Consider the following 17,486-nt stretch of genomic DNA (forward strand, 5'->3'; position numbering starts at 1 on the left):
TCCTTAAAATAGACCAACTAAGACTTTGAAGTCTGGTAAAGTAGCTCGTGCCTAATAATCGAAAAAAGCCTGTTAGATCTCCGATCTAATAAGCTTATTTTTTTGTCTAAAAATAAATATGCAAATTAAAAAGGCGATGAATTTCAAAAAGTTTCATCGCCTTTTTCTTATTTTTACAATTGAACATTATGATGTTTATCATCATCTTTAACAAAATCAGCTTCACGCTCGTCAAGTGGAGTATAAGCATATGCGGTAATCATTTGTGTCAACTTAACTGGCAAACCTAAATCTTGGTAAAGAATAGATTGTGAAGCTTCATCAACACTTGCTACTTCTTTATTCTTCTTTTTGTCAAAGATGTGAACTCTATTTTTGTGAAGATATGCCTTCATCTTGTCTTTGGCACGATCAAGACGAGCTTCATAGCGGTCATTATCAACTTCAGCAACGTTTTTTTCGAAATCAATATATTTCATTTTAATGCCTTCTTCAATAATATTGTTTTTTCTTTTATTGTACTCTCTTTTAATTCATAGCGTGCTCAAATTTATCAATATCTTTAGAAAAAATCACACTGATAAAGCCACTATCAAAGTCTAATTCAAACTCGTCCCTGTCTTGTCTGAATTCATTTGAAGCAAATACACGAGGATAATCTCCTGAATAATTTTCTAGGAAATATTTAGCCTTGGAAATATTCAAGTTTTGAATTGCAGCTAAAGATGCCACACCAAAATATGGATAATCTTTTTCCTTTGTAATTACATGATGCCCGGGTAAGAAAAAACGAATTAAATTTTGCTGATCAATCAAAGTTACTTTTTCTGCATACTTTTTGATTTCAGGATTCAAGAACATAAAAAGATTTACCAAGAAATGATCAATTCTACCACCCGTTGCTCCATAAATGGTTAAACTCTTAGCATTGTACCCCGCAAAAACTGACTTAATCATCAATTCAGAATCCGTCCAATCCTTAACTGGATTAGAATAGCGAATGTCCTTTACGTTACTTTCAATTTTCGTCAGTTCTTCTTTTTTTAAAGAATCAAAATCGCCAATCGCCAAATCTGGCATAATTCCTAATTCTTCTAGTAAGTAACTGCCGCGATCCACTCCAATGACTAAATCTCCATTTTTTTTAGCTTCTTTAAAAACGGTTTGAATCTCGTTTGTCCACTCTTCTTTTGGCCCACCTAAAAGTGCAATTGCCTTCATTTCAAAACCTCAGTCAGACGATCAATTTGCGCCTGAATACTATCTTTTCCAAAAATATAGGAGCCAGCAACAAAGATTTCTGCACCACTATTCGCAGCAATCTGAGCAGTTTGATCATCAATACCACCGTCAACCTCAATTGGAATATTAAAGCCATTCTTATCTAGCAGCGATCTAGCCTTTTCAATTCGCTCAGATGATTCTGGTAAAAATCCTTGTCCACCAAAACCCGGATGAACCGTCATTAACAACAATTGATTTATTTTTGGAGCGAATTTTTTAACGACTGAAATTGGTGTCTCAGGGTTTAAAACTAGACCTGCTTTAACACCATTAGAAATTAAGTAATCTATCCAATAATCTAAATCTTCTTCACTCATTGCTTCATAATGAAGTTCAATCAAATCGGCACCAGCCTTTACAAATTCTGGCACCAAAGTTTTGGGATTATCACTCATTAAGTGAATTCCTGCATCAATCATTGGAAATTCTCGTTTAAAGTCACTAACTAATTGTGGACCATAAGAAAGATTGGGAACAAAATGTCCGTCCATAATATCAATGTGAAATCGGGTAATCCCCGCATCAACAGCCTTCCCAATTTCTTTTTTCAATTGTAAATTATTCGCATTCAAAATTGATGGTGCAATAATCATTTATTCTCTCCCCTCTATTTTAAATACTCAGGCATCCTGCCTTCAGAAATCTCCGTTCTCATTGCTAAATAGTCTTCATAGCGACTATTTAAAATTTCCTTTTCCTCAAGTAGCTTCTTAACTTCGCATCCCGGCTCTTTTAAGTGCTGACATCCTCTAAACTTGCAATATTGACTGGCCTTATTAAATTCAACAAAATAATCTTTCAATTGATTTAACTTAATTGGTGTCAAGTCAATCGCTGAAAAACCAGGCGTATCAGCCAAAAATCCACTGCCCAATTTAAACAACTTAACCTGTCGTGTGGTATGTTTCCCACGGTTTAAAACTTGCGAAATCTCGCCCGTTTCTTGGTTAGCATCTTCTTTTATTTTATTAAGTAAAGTTGATTTACCTGCGCCTGATTGCCCAGCTAGAGTCCAAATCTGCCCTTCAGAAATTAGATTAGGTATCTCTTTTCCAAGATCATTTGCGTTATAAAAGACTGAATAACCAATCTTTTCGTAATATCCTAACGATGCCTTAATCTCATCAAGCTTTGGACTATTGTCTAATAAATCACTTTTTGAAAGATAAATCGTCACTGCAACTTTTTGCCAAGAAAAGAAGGTTAAAAAGCGGTCCAGAAGCTGGACTGAAAAATCCGGCTGGACCGCTGAAATAACCAGTAAAACATGACTAACATTAGCTACTGCAGGACGGCCAATTCGATTGACACGTGGCAAAATTTTCACCAGATAAGATGTACCATGATCATCAATTTGAATTTCGACATGATCACCAACAACTGGTTTTTGCTTCTTTTGCCTAAAGACACCTCTAGCTCTTGTTCTGACCAAACCTTCTTCGGTTTGAACATCGTAAAAACCAGCAATCAATCCAATTACAGTTCCTTCAGCTTGTCTTATCATTTAGTTACCTTTTCATTCAAAATTGTCTTACCATCACGAACAACCCTCAACTGTCCATCCCCATCTTTAAGTGAGAATGGAATTGAAAAGCTCATATCACGCTTAATATACAAATCACGATATATATTACCTAAAGAGTGGTCATCATCTTTAATATAGATTTGAACGTGGTTACCCTTTTCTTCTTTATCTTGAGTTGTTTGATCAGTGGCACCATCATCGTCACTACTATCAGCATTATCTTCATAGTTAACGGTAAAGGTCTTAGTTACATTGGTTTCTTCGGTTTGTTCTTTTTCACCTTTAGAAACGCTCACCGTGATAGTCGAACCCTTTTCAACACTTGTACCGGCTTCTGGTTGCATTGAAATAATTCTGTCCTTCTTCACAGTATCGGAGTATTCTTGGTTAATCTGTAAAGTTAACCCATGCTCTCTTGCATAATCTTGTGCTGCTTCTAAAGTAGAACCTGCCAAATCTCGGAGCTTAATCATATTGCTCTTAGGTTTTGGTGCTCTACCTTGAGACACAACAAGGGTAATGGTAGTCTGCTTTGGTTTTACTTGAACGCCAGCAGCAATACTTTGAGAAATAATTTGATTCTTTGGAACTCTAGAAGAATATTGATTCTCTCGAATTACATCAAAGCCCAAATCTTGTAATTTCTTCAAAGCGTCCTCATATTCTTCATTAACCACATCAGGAACCTTCGTCATCCCGGCACCACTAGAAACAACAATATCAACACGTGAGCCTCTATTCAGGGCGTCACCAGCAGAAGGTTTGGTTTCAATTACCTTTCCAGCGTCAATACTGTCCGAATGCTTCCTAGTAACTGTTCCAACTACCAAACCGGCTTCTTCAATCCTTTGTTTAGCCGAACCTTCTGCCACATTTGTTACGTCAGGAACGTGAATTTGTTCATTGTTGCTGCGACCATTTAAGGCGAAAATCATAATAAAAACAATCAAGAAGGCAGTAATTCCAATGAAAATATACCACCATTTATGTTTTTTGAAATTTTGCCAAAAACCAGCTTTTGACGTCTTCTCATCTTTAGGATTTGTTTTTTCTTCCTGAACAGTACTACTTTCCTCTTTAATTTGCGGTTTAAAGCCAGGCAAGATAATAGTTTCATCATTATTGGCACCGTGGCTAGGCACAAAAATCGGCTCATCTTTGCGACTAAAGTCTAAACTTGTATCAAGATCAGCTTTCATTTCTTGGGCTGAAGCATAACGATCTCTTGGATCCTTAGCAGTTGCTTTTAAAACAACATTTTCTAAAGCTTGAGGTACAGAAGGACTATTTTTTCTAATTGAAGGAATTGGCTCTTGTGCATGCTTCAAAGCAACAGCAACAGGAGTATCGCCATTAAATGGGACATGTCCAGTAATTAGTTCATATAGAATAATTCCAAGTGAATAAATATCCGATTGCTTAGTAACTAAGCCTCCTCGGGTTTGTTCAGGTGACATGTAGTGAACTGACCCCATAATGGAATTAGTTTGCGTCACTGAACTCTGATTCAAAGCAACAGCAATTCCAAAATCGGCAATCTTCACATTTCCGCGTTTATCCATCAAAATATTTTGTGGTTTTAAATCGCGGTGAATCACATTATGTTTATGGGCCAATGCTACAGCACTCAAAATTTGATCCATAATGTGAATTATTTCATGCAAAGATAATGGTGAATTCATACGAATGTAATCCTTCAGATCAGGCCCGTCAACGTACTCCATCACCATATAAGGTAAGCCTTGATCATTACCAACATCTAAAACGGAAACAATATTAGGATGGCTCAATTCACTGGTCGCAAGGGCTTCTCTTTGAAATCTTGCTTCAGTTTGTGGATCTTTTTTTAAGTCTAAACGTAAGACTTTCACCGCAACTTTGCGTTGTAAAATAATATCCTCAGCTAAATAAACATTAGCCATTCCGCCTTCGCCCAAGGTATCGATGATTCGGTATCGCTCGCCTAGCAAATAACCCTTATCGATCACTTACCGTCATCCTCCTTGCTGTAAACTAAGCAAACAGTAATATTATCACCGCCACCTAGTCTATTAGCTTCATTTATTAGCTTATTGCAACGATCTTTCAACGACAAATCTCTTGTAGCAAGAATTTGTTGAATTTGTGGATCACTCAAAGAATTGGTTAAACCATCAGTACACAGCAAAATCATATCATTTGGCTTTAAACTTATTGTAGTGAACTCTGGATCAATTGTGCTAGAAACACCTAAAGCCTGAGTGATAATGTTCTTTTGAGGATGATGCTTTGCTTGTTCTTTAGTAATCTGTCCCATCTTCACTAAATCATTAACTAACGAATGGTCCTCAGTTAATTGAGTGAATTTACCGTCAATATAGCTATATGCTCTTGAATCACCTAAATGTGCAATTAAGGCACTATTTTCAAAGGCAAATGCAAGTACAATTGTTGTTCCCATTCCATTTAAATCTGGAAAACGATCGGCAGTTTTTAAAATCGTTTCATTTTCTGAGTGCAATTGAACATCAAGCCACTTTTTAGCAAGCTTTTCCTCTGAAAAATCAGTACTAATAAAATTGTGACCTAAATGGCTTACAGCCATAGTTGAAGCGACATCGCCACCTTGATGGCCACCCATACCATCACAAACAATAGCTAGGGTAATATCACTCTTATTTTTAAAAACTCTTACAAAATCTTGATTGCTTTTACGTATTCTACCAATACTAGAAGCATATGCTGTTTCAATCAAAAATCTAACCTCGTAACTTAAACTTAGCAATAAAGAAGCCATCGCTACCATAGCTATCAGGCAAAATTTTGAGCATCCCTGAATTAGAAGCGATTTTTTTTAACTTAAACGGTACTAATTCAAACTTAGGATGACTTGCCAAAAAGCTCTTAACCACATCTTCATCTTCTTCAGTTGAAATAGTACAAGTTGAATATACTAACCCCCCGTTTTCTTGTAAAAGATGACTCACATGATCTAAAATATCTAATTGTATCTTTTGTAAGCTCAGCAAATCTTTCTTGCTCTTAGTATAACGAATTTCTGGTTTACGTCTTAATAACCCTAATCCAGAACATGGCGCATCTACCAGTATTTTAGCAAATTCTTGTCCAGAAAAGTACTGATCTGCCTTTCTAGCATCAACTGCTTTTGCTACTAGTTTATCACTTACACCCATTCTTTTAGCGTTTTGTCTAACTAAACGTAATTTTTTCTCATGAATGTCTAAGGCAGTAACTTTACCACTTGTTAAATTTTCTGCAATTTGAACGGTTTTACCACCTGGCGCACTGCAGGCATCTAAAACTTGCTCGTCACCTTTAAAGTCAAATGCATCAACTACTAAACTGGCAGCCTCATCTTGAATAGTTAAATCACCATTTTTAAATAGATCAGTTTCACTGACTCCGCCTTTACTCAAAATAGCAACTTGACTAGATAAGAGAGATTCTTGTGGGTCAAATCCAAGTTTTCTTAACCCATTTAAAGTTTTCCCCTTATTTTTAAGACTAGATAAACGAACACTGTTCTTAGCAGTTTCGTTGAAACTTTGTAAGATTTTTTGTGTTCGCTTTTCTCCCCAATGATCAATAAAGTATTGAACAAGCCAGGTTGGGAAGCTTTCTTTTACACTTAAATATTCAATCTGATCACTTTCATCTGGCAATATTACACCACGTCTGATGAAGGATCGTAAAATTCCATTCGCAATCTTAAAGCCAGCAGAATGACGCTTGCCAAATTGCTTAGCAAGTTTGTTGGCTTCATCGAGAACTGCGCGGTCAGGGATTTTATCTAAGAAAATCAATTGATACAAAGACATTAACAAAAGTGGATAGAGATACTTCTCAGTGATTTTTGTCTTAAGAAGACCCTTTAACTGATAATCTAAGAAAATTTTATATTGAACAGTTCCGTAAACTAAACGCGTTGCTAAATTCTGATCTGTTTGACTTAAATGACTATTATTTAGGCTATTATTCAAACTGATGTTGGAATATGAGCCATCTTGCAAAATTCTAATTAATGTTTCTAAGGCTATTGCCCGTGCACTCTTATTCATCGACAATTTCTTCACCTAGCGTAAACTTGCTGCCTTGACCATTCAAGAAATTCTTCACTGGCATTTTCTTCTTACCAGCTGGTTGAAGCTCAAGTAAATCAAGAACGGAATTATCAGCAAAACTAATTGCAAATCTACCCTTATTTGCTACGACACAACCTGGGTTTAAACTAGTAGCTTCATCAGCAACTTTTGCTTTCCAAACCTTCAATCTTTGACCTTCAACCATCATATAAGCACCAGGATCTGGGTTAAGAGCGCGAATCAAATTGAATGCTTGCTTAGCAGTCATTTCTTTAGTGATCTTTTCTTGCTCTTTAGAAATATTTGGTGAAAATACTACTTTATCCTTATCTTGAGGTGTCTTTTGAATAGTGCCATCCGCAATCTTTGGCAAGGTTTCGAGAAGTAAATCACGGCCTAAGTAGGATAATTTTTCAAAAAGTTTGCCGGAATTATCATCTTCTTCAATCTTAATTGCCTTTTGAGCATAAATATCACCGGCATCCATTTGCTTAACCATTTCCATAATCGTGATCCCAGTTTCTTCATCACCATTAAGCAACGAATATTGAATTGGAGCACCACCACGGTATTTAGGTAAAAGTGAACCGTGAACATTTACTGCAGCGATCTTAACTGAATTTAAGAACTTAGTTGGCAAGAATTGACCATATGCAGCAGTCACAATAAAGTCAGCGTTCATTTGCATAAGTTCATCTAATTCAGGAGAACCAGATAATTTTACTGGTTGATAAACAGGAATATCTAATTCTTCTGCTGCAACTTTAGCTGGGGTTTTAGTAATTTTTTGCTTACGACCAACTTTTTTGTCAGGTTGTGTAACCACAGCCTTCACATCATAACCTTTTTCAACTAAACCCTTAAGAATTGGAACTGAAAATTCGGGAGTACCCATAAAAATAACTGATTCCATTAATAATTCCTCCTACATAATTCGTTCTGGTTCATTATCGATATAAACATTTAAACCATATTTCTTAACTTCTTGAGCAGAATCTTGAATATGGTGCAACAGCGTATTTAAGTTCTTTTCTTTTTTATATTTTACCAGTATTTGATAATAATATTGGTTTTTTAGGCGAGAAATTGCACTAGGAGTTGGACCTAAAATAATTGTTTCGGCATGTAATTTGCTTTGCAATTCTCTTTTAATCCGAAATGCTTCTCTGGCAGCATTTTGTTCATTTTTTGAAGCAATTGAAATTAATACTGTATAAAAATATGGTGGATAATTCCCAGCATGACGTACATTCATCTCAACACCATAAAAACGCTCATAATCCTGAGTTTGAGCCAGCTGAATAGCATAGTGCTCAGGATTATAAGTCTGAATAATTACTTCACCCTTTTTTTCAGCACGACCTGCACGACCTGCAACTTGAGTTAATAATTCAAAAGTGCGCTCTGAAGCATTGTAATCTGGTAGCCATAATCCAGTATCAGCATTAATTACCCCAACTAAAGTAACATTTGGGAAGTCTAACCCTTTTGCAATCATCTGTGTTCCTAGCAAAATATCAGCTTCATGATTTCCAAAGGCTTCTAAAATACGTTTGTAACTACCTTTTCTTCTAGTCGTATCAACATCCATCCTCAAGACTCTGGCACCAGGTAAGAGTTCTTCTAATTCTTCTTGAACCTTTTGCGTACCAATCCCTAAAAAGCGGATTTTCGAACTTTGACAATTCGGACAACGACTTGGAATTGGCTGGCTATAGCCGCAATAGTGGCACTGCATTTTGCCAGTATCTTTATGCATTGTCAAAGAAAGATCACAATTAGGACATTTCATAACATACCCACATTCGCGGCAAAGCATAAAATTCGCAAAACCGCGCCGGTTAAGCATTAAAATGACTTGTTCTTTTCTTTCAAGCCGGTCTTTAATCGCCTGAGTTAATTCAACAGATAAATCAAATTGACCACCCGCAAATTCAACATGCTTTAAATCAATTAAGTTAACTTGAGGTAAGTTCTTATTATTTACTCGTTTAGTTAATCTAAGTAAGGTATAAACACCCTTTTGAGCGCGGGCACGACTACCTAAAGATGGCGTAGCGCTACCCAGGACTAAAGGACAATGATTATACTTGCTGCGCCAAATTGCGACATCGCGAGCATGATAGCGTGGATTGGTGTCTTGTTTATATGAGCTTTCATGCTCTTCATCAATGATGATCACTCCAATATTTTTAAGGGGAGCAAAAACCGCGCTTCTAGCTCCGACAACTACTTTGACCTCGCTGCGGCGAATTCTGCACCATTCATCATAGAGTTCGCCTTCAGATAGGCCACTATGTAAAACAGCCACACTTTCGCCAAAGCGAGCCTTTACTTGTTTAACCATTTGCGGAGTTAAAGAAATTTCAGGGACCAGCATTAATGCATTGCGTCCCTTTTTTAAAGCCGCACTAATTGAATGAAGATACACTTCGGTTTTCCCGCTACCTGTTACACCTTCAAGTAAGTAAGTTTCTGCTTTTTGACTTTCAATTGAAGTTTTAATTTGATTAAAAGCAGCTTCTTGTTCAGAATTAAGAATAATATTCTTCTTTTGTTCTGGAGCATCATAACCTGCTAAAGGATTACGATACACTTCAACTGCTTTTTTATTAAGCCAGCCTTTTTTTACTGCGCTATTTAAAACACCGGAAGAAACGCCGATTTCCTGTTCAAGTTTGGCTTGTAAAATTGGAAATTCATCAAAATTTTCAACAATAAAATTTAGTAATTTTTTCTGATTAACTGCATTTGCACGAACTTTTTTATTTATTTCTAAGTACGTGTCTAAATTATGTGACAAAGAAAAGCTATTTTCAGTTTTATTTTTAGCCTTATTTTCTACTAAATATTCAATTTTAGCATCTTGAGTTTTAATTAATTCTTTTACAATTGCAATCTCTTCTGGATCAGTCAATTTATTCAAATCAACTGGGTCACCTTGAAAAAGTGGCATCTTTTTAGCTTTTTCAGTTAATGGCGTCAAGACCTTGCGATAATTTGCCCGCATCACTCTGGGTAACATTGCTTGCAAAATTGAAATCCGATAGGCAAAAATCTTCTGTGCCATATTTTCTGAAAGTTCAACTAATTCAGAAGTTAACGGCGGCATTTCGTCGACTACTTCCAATAGATCTTTAAGCTTTCCTTGATATTGACTAGTTTCACTAATTCCCACTACAAAGCCTTGTAGTTTTCGCTTACCAAAAGGCGCAAAAACGCGAGAGCCGATTTCAACATCAGAATTATCAGGAATGTGATATTCAAAAATTCGATCAGTTTGCTTGGCAGCAATATCTATAATTACTTGAGCAATCATTCAATCACCTTAAAAAAATGACCCCCATCATTTTGGATGGAGGTCATCACTAAATTAGTCCTCTAAGTTGACCTCACTATGAGCAGGATCAACTCTAACCTTGCCAGCGGCAATTTCTTCTAGTGCTTTACCAACTGCCTTGTCGCACTTAAAGTGTTCAAGTGTTGGTGGATCACCTGCTTCAAGTTCATGAGCTCTCTTAGCAGCTAAAACTGACAAAGAGTAGCGTGAATCAACATTTGACAACAATTTATCAATTGATGGATATGTAATTCTCATATTTAATCCTCCTTGACCATTTTACGATAATCATCAATCACACGCTTAACACTAACGTGCTCGGCATCAACGATCGCCTTAATATGGTCGACTGCATTAGCAACAGTATCATTTACCACTGCATAATCATAATCCTGCATTACTAAAATTTCTTTTCGAGCCTGCTTAATTCGGCCCATGATTACATCTTCAGATTCAGTTCCACGATGCTCTAAGCGCAAGTGTAAAGTATGCAAATCTGGTGGCGTAAGGAAAATAAAGACGCCATCTGGCATTTTTTCACGAACCTTACGGGCACCATTAACATCAATTTCAAGAAGAACATCCTTACCTTCTTCAAGCATCTCCTTAACTGGACCTAGTGGCGTACCATAGTGATGTCCAACATATTCATTATATTCCAGAAGTTCGCCTTGGTTAATAGCTTCCTGGAATCGCTCTTCGCTGACAAAGTAATAATCTTTCCCATCAACTTCACCTGGACGAGGCTTACGAGTAGTCATTGAAACTGAATACTCAAACGGAAAAACTTTATTTTCGACTATTGCACTCTTAACGGTACCCTTACCAACTCCTGAAGGACCTGAGAGCACTAATAACAAACCTTTATCTGCCATGCTGAACTCCTCTTAGTAAATAGTAATATCTTTAGTTTGCACTAAAATTACCTATTTTTCAAGTTTTCAATGATTACAATTTCAGCAAGTTGATTGCAGAAAAAATGAGCAGCTTTTCTGCTCATTATTCATCCTTGATACTCTTCATTAAGTCAACCGCGTTTTGCTTAGCAGCATCAGTAACGTCACTGCCTGCCATCATTTGTGCAATCGCAGTAATCGTTTCTTCTTTGGTTAGTGGACCAACTTGAGTAAAGGTTGCCCCATCTTTAACTTGTTTAGCAACCAAATAGCGCTGATCTCCCGCTGCAGCAACTTGAGGAGAGTGAGTGATAGTAATAACTTGCTTGTATTTCCCAATCGAGTGCATCTTCTTACCGATTGCGGCTGAAACACGCCCTGACACACCGGTATCAATTTCGTCAAAGATCATTGTGCCGACCGGCTCAACTTGGCTAAAGATCGCTTTTAAAGCCAAAATCAAACGTGATTGCTCACCACCTGAGACAATCTTAACTAATGGTAATAAATCTTCACCAGGATTTGGTGCAATTAAGAAGACGATTGAATCAATTCCTTTATCAGTAAAAGTTTTAGTCTCTTCAAAATTGATTGAGAATCTAGCTTTTTCCATATAAAGATCAGCAAGCTGCTGCTTAATCTTCTCTTCCAATGTGCGAGCAACTTTTTCACGGATTTCATGAAGCTCGCGTGCCTTCTTAGTTAAGATATCTTCAATTTCAGCAACTTCTTCTTTGAGTTTTTCTTCATCCAGACCGCCAGTCTCAAACTGACTCAATTCTTTTTGAACTTTTTCATAAAAATCAAAAACGTCTTGCAAAGTTGGACCATACTTTTTCTTCAAATTATTCAAAGTATCGATTCGGTTAGTAACGTACTGGAAGCGTTCCTCGTCAAAATCCATCTGATCCATCAAACTCGACAATTCACTGCGAGCATCGTTTAAGGCATAAACACCATCATCTACAGTTTTAGCAAAATCCTTAAACTTAGAGCCGTACTCTGATAGGTCTACTGCAGCATTTTGCGCATCCCCAAGTAAAGTGCCAATCCCATGCTCATCGTCATCATATAATTGCATAAAATAGTTTGCTGTATCCGCAATCTTTTGATAATTATTCAGTTCATTAAACTCTTCTTCAAGCTTTTCATCTTCATGAACATCCTCTAAATCAGCTGATTCAAGTTCATCATTTTGAAATTGCAGAATATCCTGCTTTTGCGCTAATTCTTGAGCATCTTGACGTAAATGGCGAAGTCTTGAGGTCAAAGTTACCCATTTTTGATAATCATGTTGATACTCAGATAATTTTTCCTTAAAAGATTTAGGAGCGTAATTATCAACCAAATCAATCTGACGATCTTGATCCATTAAAATCTGTTGGTCATTCTGACCATGAATATCGACCAAATAGTTACCGATGTCGCGCAGCACGTTGATTGTGGTCAATTGTCCATTGATTCGAACCACATTCCGCCCTTTATTCGCTAATTCTCGGCTAATCACTAATTGATCATCTTCATATGGCAAACCGTACTTTTCACACAATTCAGCGATGACTTCTTTTTGTTCATCTAATTCAAAAAGTCCAGTAACTACGGCTTTTTTTTCACCAGTTCTGATCATTTCTTTTTGACCGCGTCCACCCATCAAAAGCGATACAGCATCGATCAAAATTGACTTACCAGCACCGGTTTCACCAATCAAAACTGTCATCTTTTCTTGGAAGCGAACTTTTAAAGCTTTAATAATAGCAAAATTTTTAATATCAAGTTCAACTAACATAGCTAACTCCTAAAGGGTATTTACTGCTCTTTCTACGACATCAGCTGGATATCCTGACCAGAGATTTTGACCACCGTTTTCGGTATCTTTTTGCAAATGGATTAAAAATTCGATATTACCTTTACCACCCTTAATTGGTGAATAATCAACACCTAAAACATTAAACCCAATCTTCATTGCTTCTTTCATTGTGTGCTCAATTACTTGGCGATGTACTTCGTGGTCATGAACTATTCCATGCTTACCAACATTTTCTGGACCAGCCTCAAATTGTGGCTTAATTAAACAAACAGCATCACAATGATCTTTCAAAATTTGATACATCGGCGGCATAATGAGATCGAGTGAAATAAAGGATACATCAGTCATAGCAAAATCTGGTAAGCCTTGCTCAAAGTCAGCTGGTGTGCTGTATCTAAAGTTCTGCTTTTCCATTACAACAACTCGTGGATCATCACGCAATTGCCATGCTAATTGATTATAGCCAACATCTAGTGCGTAAACTAATTTTGCCCCATTTTGCAAAGCAACATCAGTAAAACCACCAGTTGAGGCACCAATATCCAGACAGGTTTTTCCTTGTAAATTAATATCAAAAACTTTAAGCGCACGTTCTAATTTAAAACCACCACGAGAAACATATTTTTTTCCATCGTCTTTAACAAAGAACTTTTCATCTTTTGGAAATTTAGTTCCACTTTTATCAATACGTTGATGGTTGTGATCAGTGACTAAACCAGCCATAATTGCACGCTGGGCTTGAGACCTTGAGTTAAATAGCCCTTGCTCAGCTAATAAGACATCTGCTCTTTCTTTTGCCATTTAAAGTACCTTTTTATATAAATCTAAAAATCCAGCTAAGACTTCAGAATTTAAGCCATTTAAGTCGTCTTTTGCTTGCTTAATTAAATCAGTTAATTCTTTCCGGCTCTTATCAATCCCAAGCAATGTTAAGGTATTATTCTTACCTTCTTCTTGATCTTTATGAGTTGCTTTACCAGCTTCTTCACTAGTTTCAACAACATCAACCAAATCATCATAAATTTGGTAAGCGCGACCAAACATTTTAGCAAAGTCATCTAATTTAACTTGCTCAACTTGACTTGCCTCACCATAAATTGCAGCCATATTAACACTGGCTTGAATTAAACAACCCGTCTTGAGCCATTCCATCCGATTAATAAACTCAGCATCCTCTGCAACACTATCGTTATTAGTTGAATTAATGTCTAAATATTGACCGCCAACCATGCCGTTAGGACCTATTGCCTTAGTGATGATTTCTACTAAAGCTGCAGATTGACTACCTTCAGCAATCCATTGAATACCTAAAGGTAAGAGTGCATCCCCAGCTAAAATCGCTTCGGCTTCACCCCATTTTTTATGACTAGTTAACTTACCGCGGCGATAATCATCGTTATCCATTGCTGGTAAGTCATCATGAATCAATGAATAAGTGTGAATTAATTCAATCCCGCAAGCGATCTTAACTTCTTTTTCAGTAATTACTTTACCAAGTGAGTTTAAAGTTGATAAAAAGAGTAGTGGTCTAAGTCTTTTACCGCCAGCCATTACTGAATAAGACATAATTTGGCTAATTTTTTGATCATCTATGTCAGCAGTTAAGTGCTTTTCTAAATATTCATTAATAACTGGTGTCCATTCATTTTGAAAATATTTAAAAGCTGTCATTTTTATTCCTCAGGTGCAGATGCGTTGTTTGGATCTAACTTATGTTCAGTACCATCACTATCAATTAATTTAGCAACAGTTTCTTCAGCTTGCGTTAAGCGCTTATCAAGATCGCGACTTAATTTAACCCCTTCTTGAAATTGTTTTAAAGCATCTTCTAATGGGACATTACCATTTTCCAAATTAGTAACGATTTCTTCCAGATTTTTTAATTCTTCTTCAAAGTTATTCTTTTTAGTTGGCATTATTCTTTTCTCCTTGCCTCTTCTATCACAGCTTCTGCGGCCCCATCTTTAAAGTGAAGCTTCAATTTATCACCTTTTTTAACTTGACTAACAGAACTAATTGTTTCACCAGCTGCATTAGTTGTATATGTAAAACCGCGATCTAATGTCTTCAGTGGACTGTAGTCATCTAATTGCTGCATTACTTGTCTAAAAGTATTTCTCTTAGCCAGCAAAACATGCTGCATATTATCTTCTAAGCGTTTGGCATAAAATTGTCTTTCTTGCTTAAATTGACTGATTTTCTTCTCAGGGGTATTTGACAATAATCTTTGCTTTAGCAACGCAAAACTCTGCTGATTACTTGCTAGTGAACTATTCATACTGTTAAATAAGCGCTGCTTTAAGACATCAACTGTCTGAATTTGTTGATCATATAACCGAGTCGGCTCTCGCATAATAATTGAACTGTTAATTCGATTCAGCAAATCACGTCTTTCACGAATATTTGCTTGAATACTTGCCAATAAGCGGCTTTGCAAATCGTGAATTCTTACTAATTCATCAGTCAAGTTCGGTGTAGCATATTCAGCAGCAGCTGTTGGTGTGGCAGCTCTTGCATCAGCAACTAAATCACACAAAGTTGTATCAGTTTCATGTCCAACTGAAGAAATAACCGGCATCGGCATTTCATAAACTTGCCGCACTACTTTTTCTTCATTAAAAGGCCACAGATCTTCAAGAGATCCACCACCACGTCCAATTATCATCACATCATAATCGTCAGCATGCTCTAAAATCTGCTGCATTGCACTTACCAATGAGTCAGCGGCAGTATCACCTTGTACTTGTGCAGGGAACAAGTCAATTTCGGCATGAGGGAAACGCCGATTGGCCGTCACCATGATATCGTGAATAACCGCACCTGAAGCACTAGTAACTACTGCAATTTTATCTGGAAAATGTGGCAATGTTTTTTTATGGGATTGGTCAAACAAACCTTCTTTAGCAAGCTTGGCTTGAAGTTGACGAAGTTGTTCATAAAGTGCCCCAAGACCTGCTGGCTCCATTGTTTCAGCGTAGAATTGATATGATCCTTGTGGGCCATAAACACTAACATAGCCAGAAACGTAGACTTTCATTCCTTCTTCAGGTTTAAATTTGATTTTGTCAAAATAAGACCTGAACATAACAACGTTAATCTTTGATTTTTCGTCTTTTAGTGAAAAATACTGGTGAGAATTACGGCGATAGCGAAAATTAGATAATTCACCTTGCAGAAGAACTTTATGCAAGTACGGATCATTCTTAAATTTCTGGGTAATATAATAATTCAGATCAGTGACAGTTATATAGTTATTTTCTGTCATTTCTTCTCCTTGCTAATTTGACAACTTGTTCCATCAAAAATTCAACAGTTAAGGGCCCGACTCCACCTGGAACTGGTGTAATCCAACCTGCTTTATTTTTCACATCGTCAAAATCGACATCCCCGACTAGATGGCCGTCAACGTGGTTAATTCCAACATCAACGATGACTGCGCCTTCTTTAATCATATCAGCCTTAATCAGGTTAGCTTGCCCTACCGCTGAAATAATGACATCAGCGTGTTTTAGATAAAATTCCGGATTCTGTGTTTTTGAATGAAGAATTGTAACGGTCGCATTTCTTTCCAATGCTAAGGCAGCGATTGGCTTACCAACAATATCACTTCTGCCAATCACGACTACATTTTTGCCTTCAAGGTCAATCTGATAATGATCTATGAGTGCAATAATCCCATCTGGAGTAGCAGGTTCTACAAAATGATGTCCTTGCCAAAGACGACCACTATTAGCGGGAGTTAATCCGTCAACATCTTTGCTTGGATCAATTATTTCCATTAAATTTGTTATATTTATTTGCTCAGGCACAGGTAATTGGATCATCATTCCATCTACAGATGGGTCAGCATTTAATTTTTTAATTAATTCTGCCACTTCGGATTCTTGAGTGTTAGTTGGTAATTGATATAATTTTTGCTCAATTCCAATTTTCTTTGCAAGTCTACCCTTACTTCTGATATAAACTTGACTAGCAGGATTCTCTCCAATATTAATTACGCAAAAAAGTGGATTAATTCCTTTTTCTTTGAGAATCTTAACTTTTTCTTTAAGTTTATCTGCTTTTAGTTTGGCTAATGCTTTACCATCAAGAATCGTACCCATAATTTCCCCCTTTATATAAAAATAGCTGGCAAACTGCCAGCTACAAATTATTTTTCGACGAAATTGCCCAAAATACCATTTACGAATGGCTTTGCACTTGGATCAGTAAATTCATCACATAAGTTTAATGCTTCATTAACTGCTGCTTTTGGTTCAATGTCGGCACTATATTTAATTTCATATAATGCAATTTCCAAAATTGCAACAACAATTGCATTAACACGCTCAAGGCGCCAACCTTTTTTCAAGTGTGAGCTGATATCTTCTTCAAGTTCTTCTCGCTTAAACAAGACACCATCAATCAAAGTTTTGGAATAAGCAGGCAGTTGATTAAGATCCAACGTCTCAACTACTTTTACTTCTACTTCAGGCGCAGACAATTCGCGGTCTTGATTGGCCAAAAAAATTGCCTGCATTGCAACTTTACGACTCTCGTGTTGATTCATTTA

At 36.7% G+C, this 17,486-nt stretch carries 18 protein-coding genes; all 18 read right to left on the minus strand.

The features are described 5' to 3' along the window. Positions 1-173: 173 nt before the first annotated feature. A complete protein-coding gene (locus FC46_RS06320; RefSeq protein WP_057798935.1) occupies positions 174-479 on the minus strand; it encodes a hypothetical protein in 306 nt (101 codons plus the stop codon). 49 nt (positions 480-528) lie between these two features. Further along, positions 529-1,221 (minus strand): thiamine diphosphokinase, encoded by a 693-nt coding sequence (locus FC46_RS06325; RefSeq protein WP_057798938.1) that lies wholly within the window; start codon positions 1,219-1,221, stop codon positions 529-531. Then, the gene (gene rpe / locus FC46_RS06330) at positions 1,218-1,877 is read right to left on the minus strand and encodes a ribulose-phosphate 3-epimerase (protein WP_057798940.1); all 660 of its coding nucleotides are present in this window, start codon (positions 1,875-1,877) and stop codon (positions 1,218-1,220) included. The genes FC46_RS06325 and rpe overlap by 4 nt, the downstream gene beginning before the upstream one ends. A 14-nt stretch (positions 1,878-1,891) precedes the next feature. Then, positions 1,892-2,785 carry a ribosome small subunit-dependent GTPase A gene (gene rsgA / locus FC46_RS06335; RefSeq protein WP_083478027.1) on the minus strand — a complete coding sequence of 298 codons (894 nt, stop codon included), beginning with the start codon at positions 2,783-2,785 and terminating at the stop codon, positions 1,892-1,894. Beyond that, positions 2,785-4,797 carry a Stk1 family PASTA domain-containing Ser/Thr kinase gene (gene pknB / locus FC46_RS06340; RefSeq protein WP_057798945.1) on the minus strand — a complete coding sequence of 671 codons (2,013 nt, stop codon included), beginning with the start codon at positions 4,795-4,797 and terminating at the stop codon, positions 2,785-2,787. Before pknB ends, rsgA begins: the two co-directional genes overlap by 1 nt. Continuing rightward, complete coding sequence (locus FC46_RS06345) at positions 4,794-5,543, minus strand: Stp1/IreP family PP2C-type Ser/Thr phosphatase (protein WP_057798947.1); 750 nt, start codon at positions 5,541-5,543, stop codon at positions 4,794-4,796. Before FC46_RS06345 ends, pknB begins: the two co-directional genes overlap by 4 nt. A gap of 4 nt (positions 5,544-5,547) precedes the next feature. Beyond that, the gene (rsmB, locus tag FC46_RS06350; protein WP_057798949.1) at positions 5,548-6,873 is read right to left on the minus strand and encodes a 16S rRNA (cytosine(967)-C(5))-methyltransferase RsmB; all 1,326 of its coding nucleotides are present in this window, start codon (positions 6,871-6,873) and stop codon (positions 5,548-5,550) included. After that, entirely contained in the window at positions 6,860-7,804 is a 945-nt protein-coding gene (gene fmt, locus FC46_RS06355; protein ID WP_057798951.1) for a methionyl-tRNA formyltransferase, read from the minus strand. Before fmt ends, rsmB begins: the two co-directional genes overlap by 14 nt. Positions 7,805-7,816: 12 nt before the next feature. Beyond that, positions 7,817-10,210: a primosomal protein N' gene (gene priA / locus FC46_RS06360; RefSeq protein ID WP_057798953.1), complete on the minus strand. Its 2,394-nt coding sequence runs from the start codon at positions 10,208-10,210 to the stop codon at positions 7,817-7,819. 54 nt (positions 10,211-10,264) lie between these two features. Continuing rightward, positions 10,265-10,489 carry a DNA-directed RNA polymerase subunit omega gene (gene rpoZ / locus FC46_RS06365; protein ID WP_057798955.1) on the minus strand — a complete coding sequence of 75 codons (225 nt, stop codon included), beginning with the start codon at positions 10,487-10,489 and terminating at the stop codon, positions 10,265-10,267. Between the two features lie 2 nt (positions 10,490-10,491). Beyond that, positions 10,492-11,106, minus strand: coding sequence for a guanylate kinase (gene gmk / locus FC46_RS06370; RefSeq protein WP_057798957.1), 615 nt, complete (start codon positions 11,104-11,106; stop codon positions 10,492-10,494). Between the two features lie 124 nt (positions 11,107-11,230). Further along, a complete protein-coding gene (gene recN / locus FC46_RS06375; RefSeq protein ID WP_057798959.1) occupies positions 11,231-12,913 on the minus strand; it encodes a DNA repair protein RecN in 1,683 nt (560 codons plus the stop codon). A gap of 9 nt (positions 12,914-12,922) precedes the next feature. Beyond that, complete coding sequence (locus FC46_RS06380) at positions 12,923-13,735, minus strand: TlyA family RNA methyltransferase (protein WP_057798960.1); 813 nt, start codon at positions 13,733-13,735, stop codon at positions 12,923-12,925. After that, positions 13,736-14,605 carry a polyprenyl synthetase family protein gene (locus FC46_RS06385; RefSeq protein WP_057798962.1) on the minus strand — a complete coding sequence of 290 codons (870 nt, stop codon included), beginning with the start codon at positions 14,603-14,605 and terminating at the stop codon, positions 13,736-13,738. Positions 14,606-14,607: 2 nt separating this feature from the next. Next, the gene (locus FC46_RS06390) at positions 14,608-14,850 is read right to left on the minus strand and encodes an exodeoxyribonuclease VII small subunit (protein ID WP_057798964.1); all 243 of its coding nucleotides are present in this window, start codon (positions 14,848-14,850) and stop codon (positions 14,608-14,610) included. Further along, positions 14,850-16,199, minus strand: coding sequence for an exodeoxyribonuclease VII large subunit (gene xseA / locus FC46_RS06395; protein ID WP_057798966.1), 1,350 nt, complete (start codon positions 16,197-16,199; stop codon positions 14,850-14,852). Before xseA ends, FC46_RS06390 begins: the two co-directional genes overlap by 1 nt. Next, positions 16,186-17,037 carry a tetrahydrofolate dehydrogenase/cyclohydrolase catalytic domain-containing protein gene (locus FC46_RS06400; RefSeq protein ID WP_057798968.1) on the minus strand — a complete coding sequence of 284 codons (852 nt, stop codon included), beginning with the start codon at positions 17,035-17,037 and terminating at the stop codon, positions 16,186-16,188. The genes xseA and FC46_RS06400 overlap by 14 nt, the downstream gene beginning before the upstream one ends. A 47-nt stretch (positions 17,038-17,084) precedes the next feature. Further along, positions 17,085-17,483: a transcription antitermination factor NusB gene (nusB, locus tag FC46_RS06405; protein WP_057798969.1), complete on the minus strand. Its 399-nt coding sequence runs from the start codon at positions 17,481-17,483 to the stop codon at positions 17,085-17,087. Positions 17,484-17,486: the final 3 nt, after the last annotated feature.

The sequence above is a fragment of the Lactobacillus kalixensis DSM 16043 genome (genome assembly GCF_001434335.1).
GTDB classification, from domain to species: domain Bacteria; phylum Bacillota; class Bacilli; order Lactobacillales; family Lactobacillaceae; genus Lactobacillus; species Lactobacillus kalixensis.

Coding starts and splice junctions, on each gene's coding strand:
- FC46_RS06320 (WP_057798935.1), bottom strand. CDS start 479: ATGAAATATATTGATTTCGAAAAAAACGTTGCTGAAGTTGATAATGAC.
- FC46_RS06325 (WP_057798938.1), bottom strand. CDS start 1,221: ATGAAGGCAATTGCACTTTTAGGTGGGCCAAAAGAAGAGTGGACAAAC.
- rpe (WP_057798940.1), bottom strand. CDS start 1,877: ATGATTATTGCACCATCAATTTTGAATGCGAATAATTTACAATTGAAA.
- fmt (WP_057798951.1), bottom strand. CDS start 7,804: ATGGAATCAGTTATTTTTATGGGTACTCCCGAATTTTCAGTTCCAATT.
- priA (WP_057798953.1), bottom strand. CDS start 10,210: ATGATTGCTCAAGTAATTATAGATATTGCTGCCAAGCAAACTGATCGA.
- rpoZ (WP_057798955.1), bottom strand. CDS start 10,489: ATGAGAATTACATATCCATCAATTGATAAATTGTTGTCAAATGTTGAT.
- gmk (WP_057798957.1), bottom strand. CDS start 11,106: ATGGCAGATAAAGGTTTGTTATTAGTGCTCTCAGGTCCTTCAGGAGTT.
- recN (WP_057798959.1), bottom strand. CDS start 12,913: ATGTTAGTTGAACTTGATATTAAAAATTTTGCTATTATTAAAGCTTTA.
- FC46_RS06380 (WP_057798960.1), bottom strand. CDS start 13,735: ATGGCAAAAGAAAGAGCAGATGTCTTATTAGCTGAGCAAGGGCTATTT.
- FC46_RS06385 (WP_057798962.1), bottom strand. CDS start 14,605: ATGACAGCTTTTAAATATTTTCAAAATGAATGGACACCAGTTATTAAT.
- FC46_RS06390 (WP_057798964.1), bottom strand. CDS start 14,850: ATGCCAACTAAAAAGAATAACTTTGAAGAAGAATTAAAAAATCTGGAA.
- xseA (WP_057798966.1), bottom strand. CDS start 16,199: ATGACAGAAAATAACTATATAACTGTCACTGATCTGAATTATTATATT.
- FC46_RS06400 (WP_057798968.1), bottom strand. CDS start 17,037: ATGGGTACGATTCTTGATGGTAAAGCATTAGCCAAACTAAAAGCAGAT.
- nusB (WP_057798969.1), bottom strand. CDS start 17,483: ATGAATCAACACGAGAGTCGTAAAGTTGCAATGCAGGCAATTTTTTTG.